The 16,615-nt window shown below is 62.8% G+C and carries 20 protein-coding genes; 12 read left to right on the top strand and 8 right to left on the bottom strand.

The window, feature by feature from the left end:
• Positions 1 to 70: 70 nt before the first annotated feature.
• A complete protein-coding gene (miaA, locus tag P8Q88_RS14945; protein ID WP_278324656.1) occupies positions 71 to 1,015 on the bottom strand; it encodes a tRNA (adenosine(37)-N6)-dimethylallyltransferase MiaA in 945 nt (314 codons plus the stop codon).
• Here miaA and serB point away from each other — a divergent pair.
• A complete protein-coding gene (gene serB, locus P8Q88_RS14940) occupies positions 1,008 to 1,892 on the top strand; it encodes a phosphoserine phosphatase SerB (RefSeq protein WP_278324655.1) in 885 nt (294 codons plus the stop codon). The two genes, miaA and serB, sit on opposite strands and share 8 nt — an antisense overlap.
• A gap of 72 nt (positions 1,893 to 1,964) precedes the next feature.
• Entirely contained in the window at positions 1,965 to 2,801 is an 837-nt protein-coding gene (locus P8Q88_RS14935; RefSeq protein WP_278324654.1) for a Coq4 family protein, read from the top strand.
• A 3-nt stretch (positions 2,802 to 2,804) separates the two neighbouring features.
• Here the strand turns inward: P8Q88_RS14935 and P8Q88_RS14930 are convergent, their stop codons facing one another.
• The 6 genes from P8Q88_RS14930 to P8Q88_RS14905 are packed head-to-tail and all read right to left on the bottom strand — an operon-like array spanning position 2,805 to position 7,587.
• Positions 2,805 to 3,476: a nitroreductase family protein gene (locus P8Q88_RS14930; protein WP_278324653.1), complete on the bottom strand. Its 672-nt coding sequence runs from the start codon at positions 3,474 to 3,476 to the stop codon at positions 2,805 to 2,807.
• A gap of 31 nt (positions 3,477 to 3,507) precedes the next feature.
• Positions 3,508 to 3,915, bottom strand: coding sequence for a DUF3052 family protein (locus P8Q88_RS14925; protein ID WP_278324652.1), 408 nt, complete (start codon positions 3,913 to 3,915; stop codon positions 3,508 to 3,510).
• A gap of 1 nt (position 3,916) precedes the next feature.
• Positions 3,917 to 4,243, bottom strand: a complete 327-nt coding sequence (locus P8Q88_RS14920; RefSeq protein ID WP_278324651.1) for a DUF6122 family protein — start codon at positions 4,241 to 4,243, stop codon at positions 3,917 to 3,919.
• Between the two features lie 11 nt (positions 4,244 to 4,254).
• Positions 4,255 to 6,489 (bottom strand): phosphoribosylformylglycinamidine synthase subunit PurL, encoded by a 2,235-nt coding sequence (purL, locus tag P8Q88_RS14915; protein WP_278324650.1) that lies wholly within the window; start codon positions 6,487 to 6,489, stop codon positions 4,255 to 4,257.
• 11 nt (positions 6,490 to 6,500) lie between these two features.
• Positions 6,501 to 7,181 carry a hypothetical protein gene (locus tag P8Q88_RS14910; RefSeq protein ID WP_278324649.1) on the bottom strand — a complete coding sequence of 227 codons (681 nt, stop codon included), beginning with the start codon at positions 7,179 to 7,181 and terminating at the stop codon, positions 6,501 to 6,503.
• 10 nt (positions 7,182 to 7,191) lie between these two features.
• The gene (locus P8Q88_RS14905; RefSeq protein ID WP_278324648.1) at positions 7,192 to 7,587 is read right to left on the bottom strand and encodes a DUF2177 family protein; all 396 of its coding nucleotides are present in this window, start codon (positions 7,585 to 7,587) and stop codon (positions 7,192 to 7,194) included.
• A 64-nt stretch (positions 7,588 to 7,651) separates the two neighbouring features.
• On the opposite strand from P8Q88_RS14905, the gene P8Q88_RS14900 reads away from it, so the two are divergent.
• From P8Q88_RS14900 to queA, 5 genes are all read left to right on the top strand, one after another.
• Positions 7,652 to 7,909: an exodeoxyribonuclease VII small subunit gene (locus P8Q88_RS14900; RefSeq protein WP_278324647.1), complete on the top strand. Its 258-nt coding sequence runs from the start codon at positions 7,652 to 7,654 to the stop codon at positions 7,907 to 7,909.
• A gap of 5 nt (positions 7,910 to 7,914) precedes the next feature.
• Positions 7,915 to 8,814, top strand: coding sequence for a polyprenyl synthetase family protein (locus tag P8Q88_RS14895; RefSeq protein ID WP_278324675.1), 900 nt, complete (start codon positions 7,915 to 7,917; stop codon positions 8,812 to 8,814).
• Complete coding sequence (coaD, locus tag P8Q88_RS14890) at positions 8,814 to 9,326, top strand: pantetheine-phosphate adenylyltransferase (RefSeq protein WP_278324646.1); 513 nt, start codon at positions 8,814 to 8,816, stop codon at positions 9,324 to 9,326. Before P8Q88_RS14895 ends, coaD begins: the two co-directional genes overlap by 1 nt.
• Positions 9,327 to 9,405: 79 nt before the next feature.
• Complete coding sequence (locus tag P8Q88_RS14885; RefSeq protein ID WP_278324645.1) at positions 9,406 to 10,086, top strand: peptidylprolyl isomerase; 681 nt, start codon at positions 9,406 to 9,408, stop codon at positions 10,084 to 10,086.
• A gap of 40 nt (positions 10,087 to 10,126) precedes the next feature.
• Complete coding sequence (queA, locus tag P8Q88_RS14880; protein WP_278324674.1) at positions 10,127 to 11,155, top strand: tRNA preQ1(34) S-adenosylmethionine ribosyltransferase-isomerase QueA; 1,029 nt, start codon at positions 10,127 to 10,129, stop codon at positions 11,153 to 11,155.
• Here the strand turns inward: queA and P8Q88_RS14875 are convergent.
• Positions 11,125 to 11,721 (bottom strand): TetR/AcrR family transcriptional regulator, encoded by a 597-nt coding sequence (locus P8Q88_RS14875; RefSeq protein ID WP_278324644.1) that lies wholly within the window; start codon positions 11,719 to 11,721, stop codon positions 11,125 to 11,127. The two genes, queA and P8Q88_RS14875, sit on opposite strands and share 31 nt — an antisense overlap.
• 45 nt (positions 11,722 to 11,766) lie before the next feature.
• On the opposite strand from P8Q88_RS14875, the gene P8Q88_RS14870 reads away from it, so the two are divergent.
• From P8Q88_RS14870 to P8Q88_RS14850, 5 genes are all read left to right on the top strand, one after another.
• The gene (locus tag P8Q88_RS14870) at positions 11,767 to 13,194 is read left to right on the top strand and encodes an 8'-apo-carotenoid 13,14-cleaving dioxygenase (RefSeq protein WP_278324643.1); all 1,428 of its coding nucleotides are present in this window, start codon (positions 11,767 to 11,769) and stop codon (positions 13,192 to 13,194) included.
• Positions 13,195 to 14,127 (top strand): ABC transporter ATP-binding protein, encoded by a 933-nt coding sequence (locus P8Q88_RS14865; RefSeq protein ID WP_278324642.1) that lies wholly within the window; start codon positions 13,195 to 13,197, stop codon positions 14,125 to 14,127.
• Positions 14,127 to 14,891: an ABC transporter permease gene (locus P8Q88_RS14860; RefSeq protein ID WP_278324641.1), complete on the top strand. Its 765-nt coding sequence runs from the start codon at positions 14,127 to 14,129 to the stop codon at positions 14,889 to 14,891. Before P8Q88_RS14865 ends, P8Q88_RS14860 begins: the two co-directional genes overlap by 1 nt.
• 114 nt (positions 14,892 to 15,005) lie before the next feature.
• A complete protein-coding gene (locus P8Q88_RS14855) occupies positions 15,006 to 15,560 on the top strand; it encodes an outer membrane protein (protein ID WP_278324640.1) in 555 nt (184 codons plus the stop codon).
• 100 nt (positions 15,561 to 15,660) lie between these two features.
• Positions 15,661 to 16,614: a DUF481 domain-containing protein gene (locus P8Q88_RS14850; protein WP_278324639.1), complete on the top strand. Its 954-nt coding sequence runs from the start codon at positions 15,661 to 15,663 to the stop codon at positions 16,612 to 16,614.
• Position 16,615 lies beyond the last annotated feature (1 nt).

The raw sequence follows: 16,615 nt of genomic DNA, 5'->3' as shown, positions 1-16,615 counted from the left end.
GTGCTGGGGTCTGTAGCACCGGGCCGAAGTGGATCCTGCTTGGCATAGGTGAATTGCGCGGTCAACCGCCTCATTGAAATAAAGAAACAAAAAAATCGTATTCAGCGATAGTTTTCTTATCCGCCCGTGGCCAGTCGCGTGGGGGCTGGTTGCGAAACCACGTGAACTGCCGCTTGGCGTATTGCCGCGTGGCGGTCTTTCCCGCCTCGGCCACGCTGGCGAGATCAAGCTCGTCCTCAAGATAAGCGAGGATTTCGGGGACGCCGATCGCCCGCATCACCGGCAGGGTTGGATCAAGCCCGCGCCTGGCCAGGGTCGCAACTTCCTCGATGGCGCCCGCCTCCAGCATCCAGTCGAACCGCCGGTCACAGCGTTCGTAAAGCCAGTCTCGGTCGGGGATCAGGACAAGCGGATGAAGACTGATATCCTCGGCAATCCCGCCCGCTTTGCGCTCCTGCCACCATCCCAGAGACTGTCCGGTCGAGCGGACCACTTCCAGCGCGCGGCTCATGCGCTGGATGTCGCGCTCGTTGAGGCGGGCGGCGCTGGCAGGGTCTTCGCCGATCAGACATTTGCGTAGGGCCTCGACGGGCAGCGCGCGCACCTGCGCCCGGATATCCGGATCGATCGGCGGAACGGGCGAGATGCCGTCGAGCAAGGTGCGGATGTAGAGGCCGGTTCCGCCGCAGAGCACCGGCACGCCGCCGCGCGCGTGCAGATCGGCAATCTCTTGCTTCGCCTGTCCGGCCCAATCCGCCGCAGAGCAGGGCTGCGCACCGTCCCAGGTTCCGAATAGGCGATGCTCGATGCCGCCCATCTCGTGCTTGCCCGGGCGCGCCGACAGGATCTCGAGATCGGCATAGACCTGCTGGCTATCGGCGTTGACGACGGCACTCGGCCGGCCGCTCGCCTCGATGCGCTGCGCCAGCCTGACCGCGAGATCGCTCTTGCCGCTCGCAGTCGGCCCTGCGATGAGCGCCACGGCTTGATTTTCAGGAGATTGCGCAGTGCTCATCGCCCGGCTGATAGCAGACCAGCAAGGCATCGAAACCCGCCTCGACTCGCTTTCCCAAGCGCTGTCGAATGCGGGCACGCCGGTGGCGATGGCGGGCATGCTCGATTTCTGCAGCGACGTACTGCAGCTTTCCCTCCCGCACGGAGAGCAGGGCCAACTGACGGCGGCTATCGTCGAACATTTCGGCGAATGCGACATGCTGGTCGCCGATCACGAGATCGAGGTGCCGCGCCTGTTTGTCTCCGACATGGATTCAACCATGATCGGGCAGGAATGTATCGACGAACTGGCCGATTTCGCCGGAATCAAAGAGCAGGTGGCGGCGATTACCGAGCGGGCAATGCAGGGCGAGCTCGATTTTGCTGCAGCCCTGACCGAACGCGTGGGCTTGCTGCAGGGGCTGGACGAAGGTGCTATCGACACATGCCTCGCCCAGCGGATCACCCCCGTGCCGGGCGCCCGGACACTGGTGCAGACATTGAGGACCAAAGGTTGCCGCGCGGTACTTGTGACCGGCGGTTTTCACCATTTCGCCGATCCGATCGCCGAGCAACTCGGCTTCGAGCGCGTAGTGGGCAACCGGCTCGGCGTAAATGGTGGCACGCTGACTGGGGGACTGGCGGGACCGATCAGCGACGCATCGACCAAATTGGCGACGCTGGAGGAAGAGCGCGCGCAACTTGGCGAGGGCGCTCGCGTGCTCGCGACGGGTGACGGGGCGAACGACATACCCATGATTAAGGCCGCGGATTACGGCATCGCCTACCGCGCCAAGCCGAAGGCGCGCGATGCTGCAAGCGGGCGCATCGTCAGCAAGGATCTGACAGCGATCCTCAAGCTGTTCGACATTCCGCAATCGGAGTGGGTTCAGGGCTGAATGCCATGACGCTCCTGTCCAATGCAAACAGGTGTCGGCGGGGTATGTAGGCGGAAAGAAAGGGTTGCTTACGTGAAATACCCCAGCACTCACGCCGCCGCCGGAGAGGCCGCGCGTGACGGAACGCCGCTGAGACATCCGGACCGTCCAACTCCGAAGTACCGTCCCTTGCACGCGGTTCGCAGCTTCCGCGAGTTGCTGAAGGACAAGGAAAACACCGCGGTCGTTTTCCAGATTTACGATGCCCTGCCTTCACGCAGTTTCTTGCCCCGCGTGCGTGCGCTGGCATTGAGCGAAACAGGCGAGACACTGCGCAAGTACGAGCCTTTCCTGCCGCCGCTGCTTGACGACCACGAGGCCCTGCGCGCCTATCCGGAGGGCAGCGTCGCGCAGGCATATTGCGACTTCATGGAGCGCGAGGGTCTGACTGCGGCAGGTCTGGTCGAGGAATCGCAGAAGGCCGGCCGACCGACCTATCCTGACCTTATCCAATGGTTTGGCTTTCGCCAGCGCGATACGCACGACCTGATGCACGTGCTCACCGGCTACGGGCGCGATGCGCTCGGCGAACAATGCGTGCTGCTGTTCACGCACGGCCAGGCGCCGAGCCAGGGTCATCTGCTTCTCGGTTATGCCGGCTCGCTCCACATCAAGCGCCTGCAGCGCGACAGCAGGGCACCGGTGCTCAAGGCCACGCGCGAAGCCCACCGAACCGGGAAGGCCTGCCCTCCGTTGGTGGGCCTTTCGATCCGCGACCTGCTTGCCAAGGATTTGCGAGAAGCGCGGGCGGAACTCAACATCCCGGCCCCCTATTGGTACACCGAGTGCCATCGCATCTGGCGCGAGGAAGGGATCGATCCCTACGATCTGCTCGCCCCGCGCAGGCAGGACGATCCGATCACCGCCTGAGCATCAGAGCCAGCTGGAGATTTGCGATAGCGGTTTCTTGCGCGTCGCCTTGACCGGAACTGTCGCATCCTCGGTTGGAAGCCCTGCGACCACGATCATGACCGGCTTTTCGTGAGCGGGGCGCCCACAGATTTCGCGCAGGAAACCCATTGGTGACGGCGTGTGAGTCAGTGTCGCCAAGCCAGCCTCGTGCAGCGTTGCGATCAGCATGCCGCAAGCGATTCCGACGCTTTCGTTGACATAGTAGTTCTGGGTTTCCCCATCTTCATCGAAGCCGCCCTTGCGCTGCGCGAAGACCACGATCAGCCAAGGTGCAGTTTCAAGGAATGGTTTTTCCGCGTCGGTGCCGAGCGGGGCGAGGGCGTCGAGCCATTCATCGCTTGCCTTGCCGCTGTAGAAGGCGCGCTCCTCTTCCTCTGCGGCTTCGCGAATTCTTCGCTTCATGTCGGCAGAAGAGACGACAGCGAAGTGCCAGGGCTGGTGATTGGCACCATTTGGCGCGGTGCCTGCGGCCTCGATGGCAGCCTCGATTACCTTGCGAGGAACCGGGGCGTCGGAGAAATAGCGGCAGCTGCGGCGTTGCTTCAGCCGATCGCGCATGCGGAGTGCGCGCGCGACCCGCTCGCCATCAGCGAGGGCAGGGGTGGAATAGGGCAGGGTATCGTGATCGCGCATGTCAAAGTTTCCAGGTTGGCGCCGGTACCGATCAGCGCAGCTCCTTGCGGATGACGAACTTCAGACCGGACCAGGTTTCGTCGACCGCACATTTCTTCGTATCGACGAAGCCGATGGCAAGGCCTGCCTCACGCACATCGTGCTCGTCGATCTCGGTTGCGACGCCGGAGCCTTTCTTGGGCCAGCTGACCCAGACCTGCCCGTCGGGAGCGATGCTGCGGCGCAATTCCGCGAGTTTCCGCTCAAGTAAGGCTTGCTCGGCAACGAAAATGTGCGCGGCATCGAGGCGCTCGTCGGGACTAGCTACGAAGGTCAGCTCGAGGGCGTATTCCCCAATTTCGTCCTGCACGCTTTCCGGCATCTCGAAAAACCAGACCCGCTGGCCATCGCGCAGGGAGAGCTTTTTGGCGAGCGGGGTTTCGGAATAGCCAGCGGTCATGTCAGGCACCCTGCATGAGACAGTCGCCATAGTCGACCGCCAGGTGCCACAAGGCTCCGAGGCCGAAGCCGCGCGCCCACCATCTTGGGACGGCCAGAGCGGCGAGATAAGCCAGGGCCGCGACCCACCCATGCAGAGGGTGAAAGCCGATGCTGCAGCGGTCGGGATCGAACATCGGCTCGGCGAGCAGATGATCTAGATCGATGAGGTTTGCGGCCAGCATCACAATCGCAAAGCGGAGCCATTCCTTGTTCGCGACGACGCGGGCGATGACGAGCGGCACAAGCCAGTGGCCGCCGTAGTGTAGAATGAACTGCACGGCGGCCATCAGTGCCGATCTCAGGCGTCCATCCACTCGCTGAAGAAACTGCGGTGTGCAGCGCGCATCTCTTCAATCGACTGGCCGAACAGCGTGGTACCACCGGTCACCCCGATGCGTCGGAAGCCGATCGACGCGGTCTCGTCGTTCTCGGTACCCTTGGCGAGCGCCTCATTCAGCGCCTGCGTGTCGGGAACGGTCACGACATAGCGGCCCTGGTCTTCGCCGAACCACCATGCGGCCTTCGAATATTCCTCGTTCCACTCCACGTCCGCGCCAATCCCGCCCGCCATGGCCATTTCGGCAAGCGCGATTGCGAGACCGCCGTCGGACACATCGTGCACTGCGCTGACGAGACCATCGGCAATCAGTTGCAGGACAATCTTGCCCGCATTCTTCTCGACCGTGAGGTCGGTTGGCGGGGTTCGGCCCTCGTCGCGGCCATGAATCTCCGAAAGCCACAGCGACTTGCCGAGATGCGAGCGCTCAGGGTCGGCGGTTGCCCATTCCTCGGCGTGGACGAGGTAGATCGCCTCGCCTTCCGCCTTGAACGGCATGGTCATCATGCGGTCGTAGTCGTCGATCAGGCCGACACCGCCGATGGCGGGCGTGGGCAGGATGGCCGAACCGCCGCCGGTCGCCTTGCTCTCGTTGTAGAGGCTGACGTTGCCGCTCACGATCGGGAAGTCGAGCACGCGACAGGCGCGACCCATGCCTTCCAGTGCATGGACGAACTGCGCCATAATCTCGGGGCGCTGCGGATTGGCGAAGTTTAGGCAGTTGGTCACCGCCAATGGGCGTGCGCCCACGGCGCACAGGTTGCGATAGGCCTCGGCGATCGCCTGCTTGCCGCCCTCATAGGGGTCTGCGTGGACATAGCGCGGGGTGCAATCGGTGCTGATCGCCAGCGCCTTCCTCGTACCGTGTACGCGGACCACGCCTGCATCGCCGCCGGTCTGGAGCGTATCCGCACCGACCTGGCTGTCGTACTGCTCCGAAATCCACCTGCGCGAAGACAGGTTGGGCGAGGCGAGCAGCGTCATGAGATCGCGGCCGACATCGTCTGTATCGGGCCGCTCGGTCATCGGCTTGATACCAGCCCAGGCGGTGTATTCTTCCTTTGAAAGGTAGGGCCGGTCATACTCCGGCGCATCGGCCGCAAGGGGGCCGAGCGGGATGTCGCAAACGACTTCGCCGCCGAATTCGAGCACCATGTGCTGCGTATCGGTTACCTCGCCGATCACCGCGAAATCGAGCTCCCACTTCTCGAAAATCGCGGCCGCCATCTCTTCCTTGCCGGGCTTGAGCACCATGAGCATGCGCTCCTGGCTTTCGCTCAGCATCATTTCGTAGGGCGTCATGCCCTCTTCGCGGCACGGCACCTTGTCCATGTCGAGGCGGATGCCGGCCTTGCCGTTGGTCGCCATCTCGACGCTGGAGGAGGTCAGGCCCGCCGCGCCCATGTCCTGGATCGCGACGATGGCGTCGGTCGCCATCAATTCGAGGCAGGCCTCGATCAGCAGCTTCTCGGTGAAGGGGTCGCCCACCTGCACCGTGGGGCGCTTGGCGTCGGCGTCTTCCTCGAAATCGGCGCTTGCCATCGTCGCGCCATGGATGCCGTCGCGTCCGGTCTTAGAGCCGACATAGACGATCGGATTACCGACGCCGGTCGCCGCGCTGTAAAAGATCTTGTCCGCATCGGCGACGCCCACGGTCATCGCGTTGACGAGGATATTGCCGTCATAGGCGGGGTGGAAATTCGTCTCCCCACACACTGTCGGAACGCCCACGCAATTGCCGTAGCCGCCAATGCCCGCGACCACGCCTTGGACGAGGTGCTTCATTTTCGGGTGATCGGGCCGCCCGAAGCGCAGCGCATTGGCGTTCGCTACCGGCCGCGCGCCCATGGTGAAGACGTCGCGAAGGATGCCGCCGACGCCGGTCGCCGCACCCTGATAGGGCTCGATGTAGCTCGGGTGGTTGTGGCTCTCCATCTTGAAGATGGCGGCTTGCCCGTCGCCGATGTCGATGACACCCGCGTTCTCGCCGGGGCCGCAGATCACCCACGGTGCCTCGGTCGGCAGCTTCTTCAGGTGCAGGCGTGAGCTCTTGTAGGAGCAGTGCTCGCTCCACATGACAGAGAATATGCCGAGTTCGACAAGGTTTGGTTCGCGGCCGAGCGCGTTCAGGACGCGCTGGTATTCTTCTTCGGAAAGACCGTGCTGGGCGACGACGTCTGCAGTGATTTCGCTCATGGCCCGCGCCCTTAGCGGGGCGCGCTGCTGACCGCTAGTCCCACTTCGCTCTTATGCCACCTGGTCAGATCCACCCAATAGGCGATTGCCGTCACCACGGCGAAGGCAAACAGCGCGGTAGCTTTCATGGCCAGATCGGCTGCTTTCGGTTCGGGTCCGAACCAGTTGATCGCCTGCATCACAAGCATGATAGCCAGCAATATCAGAGGTGGCACGATGGGGCCCTTCGTGCGGCGCATATACCACCAGAAGGCGAGGCCGATCAGGCCGAGTTCCAGCGGCATCGCGATAAGGGGCTGGTTCCATAGGCCAAGGCCGAGCTTTTCCTCGCCGCCTGCAAGGGTCAGGTCGGGGCGATGGACGAGCAGGTCGAGCACCCAGTGGCTGATCACAACTATGCCCGCCCAAGTTGCAGCCACCGCATTGCGCGAAACCAGGTACACCACCAGAGCGAACGCTATTGCGAAACCTGCAGTGCCGAGCAGGGAATGGCTTATCGGCATGTGATAAAGGTCCAGCGGGTTCATGGCGGTGATCCCGGGAACGATGCGCAAGTTCTCGATGCCGATCATGGCGAAGAGGAAGAACGCCCAATCGATCAGTTGCGCGGCAATGAAAAGCGTGCCGAGGCGCGGGGCATCGCGGGTCACGGCTTTCGCTGCAAGGGCGGGGGCGAAATGGCCGATGAACATCGCGCGCGCCTTACGTCAAACGGGTTGCCGCAAAGGTCGCCGCGCCGGCGGCGATGGCAGTGGCGAAGGCACCCCAGCAAATGTCGGCGATCGTCACCATGGTTGACCATTGGCGCATGGTCGCCTGATTGGTGAGATCGTAGGTGGCGTAGCACAGTGCGCCGAGCAGCGCGCCATTCAGCACTGCGGCTCCGACACCATTCTCAAGGCCCGGCCGCACAGCGAACCAGACGATGCCGGCGATATAGGCCGCGTAGAAAACGAGGGCGGGTGCCATGCGGAAACTGTCGGCCAGCATATCGCCCAACCGCGGCCTGTAGAAATTGTCGCCCGCCCAACCGAGCCACAGCGCATCAAGCAGGCCAAAGGCAATCGCGGCTGCGATGTAAGCGACAATCCACGTCATATCCGATCCCCCTGTCTGCGGTTTACTTGACCGCCCACGCGCGTGCGGTCAATGCTCGCCTGCGATGACAGAGCAAGACAAGCCCATAGCAGAGATGAGTTTCGAAGAGGCGTTGAAGTCCCTCGAGGGAGTCGTCCGCCGGCTCGAAAGCGGCGATGTGCCGCTCGATGAAAGCATCGAGCTGTACGAACGGGGCGAAAACCTGCGCAAAGCGTGCCAGGCCCGGCTCGACGCCGCGCAAGCCCGGATCGAGAAGATCGTGCAGGGCGCTAATGGCCAGCCGACCGGAACCGAGCCCTTCGACGCGGGCGGCGCTGCGTGACCGCGATGACGGGCATGCCCGATATTCTCGCCAACGCGTTCGAGCGCATCCAGGCCGATGTGGACAGCGCGTTCGACGCCTTCCTCCCGGTGCCGCAGGACAGTCGGGCGCGGCTTGTCGAAGCGATGCGCTATGCCGCGATCGGCGGCGGCAAGCGGGTCCGCCCCCTGCTGCTGGTGGCAACTGCCGATCTGTATGGTGTCAATCGCGATGCGGCGGTCAATGCTGGCTGCGCGGTGGAGGCAATTCATGCGTACTCGCTGATCCATGACGATCTGCCGTGCATGGACGATGATGACATGCGCCATGGCAAGCCGACCTTGCACAAAGCCTTTGACGAGGCGACGGCGGTGCTGGCGGGGGACTGCCTCCACGCGCTTGCCTTCGACATTCTGACGCAGCCGGACACCAGCACCGATCCCTTCGTTCGCGCCGAGCTTGTCGCGACTCTTTCACGGGCGAGCGGGCACGACGGCATGGCAGGCGGCCAGATGATGGATATCGTTTCCGAAGAGGAAGAGTACGACCTGCGCCAGATCACTCGATTGCAGCAGCTCAAGACTGGTGCGCTGCTGGCCGCGAGCGTCGAGATGGGGGCGGTACTCGGCCGGGTCCCCCCGGAAGGGCGCGTCCATTTGCGGGCCTATGCCCGCGATATCGGGCTCGCTTTCCAGATCGCCGACGATCTGCTCGATGTCGAAGGTGACGAAGACAAGGCCGGTAAGGCGCTGCGCAAGGACGAGGGGCAGGGCAAGCAGACTTTCGTCACGCTGATGGGCGTGGACAAGGCACGCGCGCAGGCCGAAATGCTGGTCGAGCAGGCCGGCACCCACCTTGCAAACCACGGCGCGGACGCCCGCCTGCTTACCGAGTTGGCGCGCTTCATCGTGAAGAGGGATCATTGATGGCAGAGCGGATCGGCATCTATCCGGGCACCTTCGACCCCATCACGCTGGGCCATGCGGATATCATCCGTCGCGGATCCAAGCTGGTTGACCGACTGATCATCGGGGTCACGACCAACCCGTCCAAGAATCCGATGTTTTCGACCGAGGAACGCTTCGCCATGGTCGAGCGCGAAATTGCCGCGATGGGGCTGGAGAATGTCGAGGTCGTCGGCTTCAATGCCCTGCTGGTGAAATTCGCTCAGAAAATGGGTGCCAATGTCCTCATCCGCGGCCTGCGCGCGGTCGCGGACTTCGAGTATGAGTACCAGATGGCAGGCATGAACCAGCAACTGGACGATGATATCGAGACAGTATTCCTGATGGCGGACGTTTCGCTTCAGCCGATTGCCTCGCGACTGGTGAAGGAAATCGCCTTGTTCGGCGGTGACATCACTCCCTTCGTCAGCCCGCCGGTATGCGAGGACGTGATCGCGCGCGTGGAGAAGATGGGTCGGCTCGGCGACTATTGAGCGTCCCCATGCTATTCATTGAACCGACAGACCGCGCTCGCTAGACGGGCGTCAATCCATGAAACTTCACGGAATTTCCATGATCAAGACCACGCTTGCCCTTGCCGCTGCGGCGCTTGTCGCAACTCTGCCGACTGCCGGTATCGCGCAGGACGCCGAGGCGACCTCAGCCACGCCGACCCAGCGGACCTACGATCCGGTGAATTTCGACATGGCGGTCGAGCCGGAGAATATTCTGCTGCTCGACCTCTCCAATGGCCAGCGCGTCGGCATCCGCCTGATGCCCAGCTGGGCGCCCGATCACGTCGAGCGGGTCAAGAGGCTGACTCGCGCAGGCTTTTACGATGGAATCATCTTTCACCGTGTGATCGACGGATTCATGGCGCAGACAGGCGATCCCACCGGCACTGGCCGCGGGTCGTCCGAACTGCCCAATCTCAACGCCGAATTCAATCCGATGCCGCATGTGCGCGGCACGGTGTCGATGGCGCGCGCCTCTGACGAGAACAGCGCCAACAGCCAGTTCTTCATCGTTTTCTACCCGCGCTTCAGCCTCGATCAGAACTACACCAATTTCGGCCGGGTGATCTCGAACATGGCGGCGGTCGATGCAATCGAGCGTGGCGAACCGCCGGCAAATCCGACGCGCATCGTTCAGGCGTCGATTGCATCGGACAACAAGCCGGTGCCGGTCAACACTGCCCCGCGCGCCGCTGACGAAATCAGCGTCGACGACCTTAACGCGCCTATCCAGGAATAGGGTTTGCGCCTTCATGGCGGCGCGCCTAATCGGCCCCGTCATGAAGGTGGACCTTTTCGATTTCGACCTCCCGCAAGAGCGGATCGCGCTGCGCCCTGCACGTCCGCGGGATGCGGCGCGCATGCTGGTCGTGCGGGGGAAAGGGGCGTTCGAGGATGTCGGGGTGCGTGATTTGCCGCGCCTGCTCCGGCGTGGCGACGTGCTCGTCTTCAACGATACTCGCGTCATTCCAGCCCAGCTGGAGGGACGGCGGGGCGAGGCCAGAATCGGCGCCACGCTCCACAAGCGTATCGACTTGCGCCGTTGGCAGGCATTCATCCGCAACGCAAAGCGCCTGCGCACTGGTGATACGGTTGAATTCGGCGGCGATGTCTTCGCCACGGCCGAAGAGCGCCTTGCCGATGGCAGCTTCGTGCTCGGCTTCCATGGCGAAGAGCCGGTCGAGGTGCTGCTGGAACGGGCCGGGCGCATGCCGCTGCCGCCCTATATCGCGGGCAAGCGGGCCACCGACGCGCAGGACCGGGAGGACTACCAGACCATGTTCGCGCGCGAAGATGGTGCGGTTGCCGCGCCGACCGCCGCGCTGCACTTCACGCCGCGGTTGATCGACGCGCTGGACGAGGCGGGCATCGCGCGCGAGACGCTGACATTGCATGTCGGCGCGGGGACGTTCCTTCCGGTGAAGGCGGAAGACACCGACGATCACGCGATGCATTCGGAATGGGGCCGCATCGAACCGGAAACGGCCGAGCGCCTGAACGCCGCGCGGGAGGCCGGCGGGCGGATCGTCGCTGTCGGCACCACGAGCCTGCGCTTGCTCGAAAGCGCGACGGATGCCGATGGCGTTATCGGGCCGTTTGCAGGCGACACCGACATCTTCATCACGCCCGGCTATCGCTTTCGCGCGGTGGGTGGACTCATGACCAATTTCCACCTGCCCAAATCGACGCTGATGATGCTGGTCAGCGCACTAATGGGCCGAGAGCGGATGATGGCGGCCTATCAACATGCCATCGATAACGAGTACCGCTTCTACAGCTACGGGGACTCCTCGCTGCTCCTGCCCTGAACCGGGAAAAGGCTTGCGGTGTCGAGCAGACGGTCGATCAGCGCATCGTCCGCACGGATGCGACCATCGAGCATCAGCATCGCGATACCATGCGCGATCGACCAGGCCTGTAGCGCAAGCCGCTCGGCCTCTTCCTTGGTGCGTGACAATTGGCTGGTCAGGTCGTCGAGCAATGCGCGGGCGGGATCCGCCTGTTCGCTGTGCTCGGCCGGAGCCCCTTGGGTATACATCAGCCGGAACAGGACCGGGTGGGCGAGTGCGAAGCGGACGTAAGCCCTCCCGGTCAGGGCGAAGCGTGTCGGAAGGTCATTTGCGTGGCTAGCGGCCTCGTGCTGCGCTTCGCTCAACCGTTTAGCGCCCTCGGTGGCCAGAGCCCGCGTGAGGGCCTGCTTATCGGGAAAATGTCGATAGACGGCGGTCGGCGATACTCCGACCCGCCGCGACAGTTCGCGCAGTGACGGCTCTTTCCCATCCTCTCCTTCCAGCGCTGCAAGTCCTTCCTGCAAGAGCGCGTCACGAAGGCTGCCATGGTGGTAGGTCTCCGGCGATGTTGACACTGTTAGCATTCTCTCTATGTTTACAGCGTTCACTTTAGACGAGGCGATTCGCACATGGCAAGTGTCATCGAGAAGACCATCCGCAAGGCCGTCACTCCGGCCATTCAGGCTGTGGCGAGCATCAACCGCACGCGCCTGCCGGAGCCATCGCAAAATCCTTTCCTCACCGGTGTTCATACCCCGATGACGGAGGAAAAGACTATCGAGGACCTGGTCGTCACCGGAACGATCCCTGAGGAACTCGATGGCCGCTATGTCCGCATCGGGCCGAACCCTTATGGCGACGCAGGGAAGGGGCACCACTGGTTCATTGGCGATGGCATGGTCCATGGCGTCCGGCTCACGGGCGGCAAGGCCGAGTGGTATCGCAATCGCTTCATCCGCTCGAACACGCTCGCCGAAAAGGGCGGCCCGGCCGCCGTCGGCGGACCCCGCCGGGGCTTCGGCGACACGGTAAATACCAATATCCTTGATATCGGCGGCCGGATCATGGCGCTCGTTGAGGCCGGCTCCTACCCGGTCGAACTCGACAATCATCTTGAAAGCATCGCCTATAGCAATTTTGGCGGTGGTCTTGCCGGATCCTTCACCGCGCACCCGCATCAGTGTCCGGTGACCGGCGAATTGCATGCAGTCTGTTACGAGGCGGAACGTCCCGATCGCATCCGGCACGTGGCGCTTGATCGCGACGGTAATGTCTTGCGCGAATTGACGATCCCGGTCGCTCATGGTCCCTCGATCCACGATTGCTCCATCACCGAGAACTACGTCGTCATTCTCGACTTGCCGGTGACCTTCTCCATGAAGGCGATGTTGGCCGGCCAGCGCTTCCCCTATCGGTGGAATCGCGAGCACCGGGCCCGCGTCGGGCTGTTGCCACGTACTGGCACGGCGGAGGACATCGTCTGGTGCGATGTCGACCCCTGCTACGTCTTCCACGTCGGCAACAGTTTCGAGGCTGACGGCAAGGTTGTGATCGACCTGTGCGCCTATGAGACGATTTTCGACGGCGAGATGCCCGGACCCTATGGCAAACCGCTGGGCCTGGAACGCTGGACGGTCGATCCGGCGGCGCATTCCGTCGAGCGCGCTACGCTTGATTCGTCGGGGCAGGAATTCCCGCGACCGGACGAGCGCTACTTCACAAAGCCCTATCGGTACCTGTGGAGCGATGCGCTCGAGGGCGATCTCGAATTCTTCTCCGCACTTCCGATTTATCGACACGACCTCCAGACCGGAGAGCGGATCGAACACAATTTCGGGGAAGGGCGCATACCCGGTGAGTTCGTCTTCGTGCCGCGCAACGAGGATGCAGCCGAAGGAGATGGCTGGATCATGGGATATGTCATCGATCGCAATGCGCGGACCAGCACTCTCGAAATTCTCGAGGCGATCACGCTCGAGCCGGTGGCTTCGGTGCACATCCCGCATCTTATCCCCCCGGGCTTCCACGGGAACTGGATTGCCGCTAGCCACGGCTGAGTGGAGCCGATTCTTGAACTCAGCGGCCTGACCAAGGTCTATCCCGGCGGGCTGAAGGCGCTCGACGATGTCGATCTGACTATCCGCAGGGGAGAAATCTTCGCGTTGCTCGGGCCTAACGGCGCAGGCAAGACCACGCTGATCGGCGCGGTATGCGGCCTAGTGCGCCCGAGCGACGGCACAATTCGTGCCTTCGGCCACGACCTCGCCACCGACTGGCGCAAGGCCCGCAGCCGCATCGGACTGGTTCCCCAGGAGCTGAGCACCGACATGTTCGAGCCCGTTGTCCGCGCAGTGAGCTACTCCCGAGGCCTCTTCGGACTGCCTCCCGACCCTGAACGGATCGAGGAGATCCTCCGCAGCCTCAGCCTGTGGGACAAGCGCGACGAACGGATCATGGCCTTGTCCGGCGGGATGAAGCGACGGGTCCTGATCGCTAAGGCTCTGGCGCATGAGCCGGATCTGTTGTTTCTCGACGAGCCCACGGCGGGCGTAGACGTCGAGTTGCGCAAGGGGATGTGGGCGATCATCGACCAGATGCGCGCCCGCGGCGTGACGATCATCCTAACGACCCACTATATCGAGGAAGCCGAGGAAATGGCCGACCGCGTCGGTATCATCCGCCAGGGTCGGATCATCGCGGTCGACGAGAAGGAAGCGCTGATGTCGAAGCTCGGCCGGACCGAGGCGCACATTTCGCTGGCTGAGCCGCTCGATACGATCCCCGCCGCCATCGCTCATTTCCCGGTCGAGCTGGAAGAGGGCGGGCATTCGCTTTGCTATCGCGGCGGCGATGGCACGGGTCGTGGGAAGGCGGAAGTCGCGGACCTGACCAAGGCGCTGACCCGCGCCGGGATAGACTATACAGGCATCGAGACGCGCGAGAGCAGCCTCGAAGATATTTTCGTTGCCTTGCTGGGAGAGGAGGCCTGATGATCGGTTGGCGGTCCACCTGGTCGATCTACAAGCGCGAGCTGCTGCGCTTCCTGCGCACGGCCTTCCAGTCCGTGCTTGCGCCGGTGCTGACGACCTCGCTCTATTTCATCGTTTTCGGTGCGGCGATCGGCGGGCGAATGCCAGACCTTGGCGGCGTCGATTACGGCGCTTTCATCATCCCCGGACTGCTGATGCTGACCTTGCTTGGCGAAACGACCAGCAACTCCAGCTTCGGCATCTACATGCCGCGCTTCACTGGCACGATCTACGAATTGCTGAGCGCGCCGGTGGGGGTCGCCGAAACGCTGATCGGTTTCGTCGGGGCAGCGATGACCAAGAGCCTGATCCTTGCCGCCATTATCCTGCTGACTGCGCGACTCTTCGTGGACTACAGCATCGCGTACCCGTTGCTCGCGATGTTCTACATCATGCTGGTGGCCGCGGCGTTCAGCCTGTTCGGATTTATCCTGGGCATCTGGGCTGACAATTTCGAAAAGCTGGGCATCATTCCGATGCTGTTCCTCACGCCTCTGACCTTCCTCGGCGGGACATTCTACTCGATCGACATGCTGCCCAAGCCGTGGGACACGATCGCGCTGGCCAACCCCATCGTCTATCTCGTCAGCGGGCTGCGATGGACGTTTTACGGCAGCAGCGATGTGAATATCTGGATCAGTTTCGGCATCACCGTCGCTTTCCTCGCCGTTTGTACCGGCGTCATCGCCCATATCTTCCGGACAGGCTGGCGCTTGCGTTCCTGAGTGCCTCGCTGTCGGCGAGCCGCAATCATCATTCATGAAAACGTCAGCCGTGCGAGCGCAATTCTGGCGCCGCGCCAAGGGAAACGGCGCGGAATTTCAAGGACGGAAACAATAATGAAAAAAATCGCACTCACCGCCGCTGTTGCAGCGGCAGCAATCGCGCTTCCGAGCGCCGCACAAGCGCAGAGCGTGGTGCCCGGCAATGGCTTTATCGGCGTACAGGCCGGCGTTCACGATCTCGGCCTCGACGACGAGGTCGAAGAAATCGCTCCGGGTTTTGAATTCGACGACTCCAGCCCGATCTTCGGCGTCTTCGCGGGATACGATTTCCCTGTCGGTCCGAGCCTCTTCATCGGTGCTGAAGGCAATTACAACTTCGGCACCGATGCGCTGGATGGCGATTACGGTGCCAATGCACGCCTCGGCATCCGTGCCCCGGGCGGTGCGAAGGTCTATGCCCGCGGCGGCATTCAGGCGGTCAAGGTCGATTACAACGAGATTATCAACGACGACACGATCGATTTCAGCGGCATCGACGATACCGAAAGCGACTATCTGGTCGGCCTCGGTCTCGATCTCCCGGTTGGCGGCCTGTTCGTGCGCGCCAATCTCGACACGATTTCGTTCGACACGGTTCGTGCGACGGCCGGCGTAGGCCTGCGGTTCTAATTGACCAGCAATCCGAGATGGCCGGTCTTCTCTCTTGGAAGGCCGGCCATTTTGTTTGCAGGGTGGCGAAGGCGAAAGTTGCGCGCTAGGCGCTGCGGCCATGTCGAAGACCTGCTTGCCCCGCTTCATAGTGCCCGCTGTTCTGCTCATCGCCTTCCCGGCACAGGCAGAATTGCCTCTTGGTGCTCGCCAGATGATCGAAGCGGCCATCGCCAGTGGAGACGAAGCCAAAGTAGCCACCGTGCTCGAGCTCGCCCGCACGACATGGCCCGACGACACTTCTGAGATTGCTGCGATCGAGAAGGAATGGGCGCAGCAGAAGCTGGCTCGCGAAGCCGCTGCCGCCGAAGCCGAGCAGGCCGCCATCCGCCAGGCGGGCCTGTTCGACCGCTGGGAGGGCGAGGGCGAGCTTGGCGGTTTCCAGTCTAGCGGTAACAGCGACACGATCGGCGTTGCTGCGGGGCTGAAGCTCAAGCGTGAAGGGATCGACTGGTCGCACCGCGTGCGTGCACGCTTCGATTATCAGCGTCAAAACGGCGAGACCAGTCGCGAGCAGCTCTTCGCAGCTTACGAGCCGCGCTGGCAATTCACGGATGATCTCTTCGCCTATGGCCTCGCTCAATTTGAGCGAGACCAGATCCAGGGGATCGACGCGCGCTATGCCGTCTCGGGGGGTCTCGGTTACAAGATCGTCGACCGCGACGGGCTCAGCCTGGCCGTCAAAGCCGGACCTGCCTTTCGCATCACCGACTATACCGACGGACGTAGCGAGCAGCGCCTTGCCGGCCTTGCAGGGTTCGACTTCGACTGGCAGATCTTCGAGCGGCTGACGCTGACACAAGACGCCAACGCCGTCGCGGAAACGGGTGGCGAAGCCGTGTTGCTGGTCGACAGCTCGAACACCACGCTCAATCTCGTCACCGGGCTCGACTTCAAGGTCAGCGACAGCTTGCGCGCGCGCATGTCCTACCAGGTTGATTACGACAGCAATCCTCCGGCAGGCAAGGTTTCGACCGATACGCTGACCCGCGCGACATTGATCTACGGGTTCTGAA

This window comes from Qipengyuania marincola (assembly GCF_029688625.1).
Classification (GTDB): Bacteria; Pseudomonadota; Alphaproteobacteria; order Sphingomonadales; family Sphingomonadaceae; genus Qipengyuania.
The sequence above is the reverse complement of the archived record's forward strand: the minus strand, read 5'-3'. Positions and strand labels throughout refer to the sequence as shown.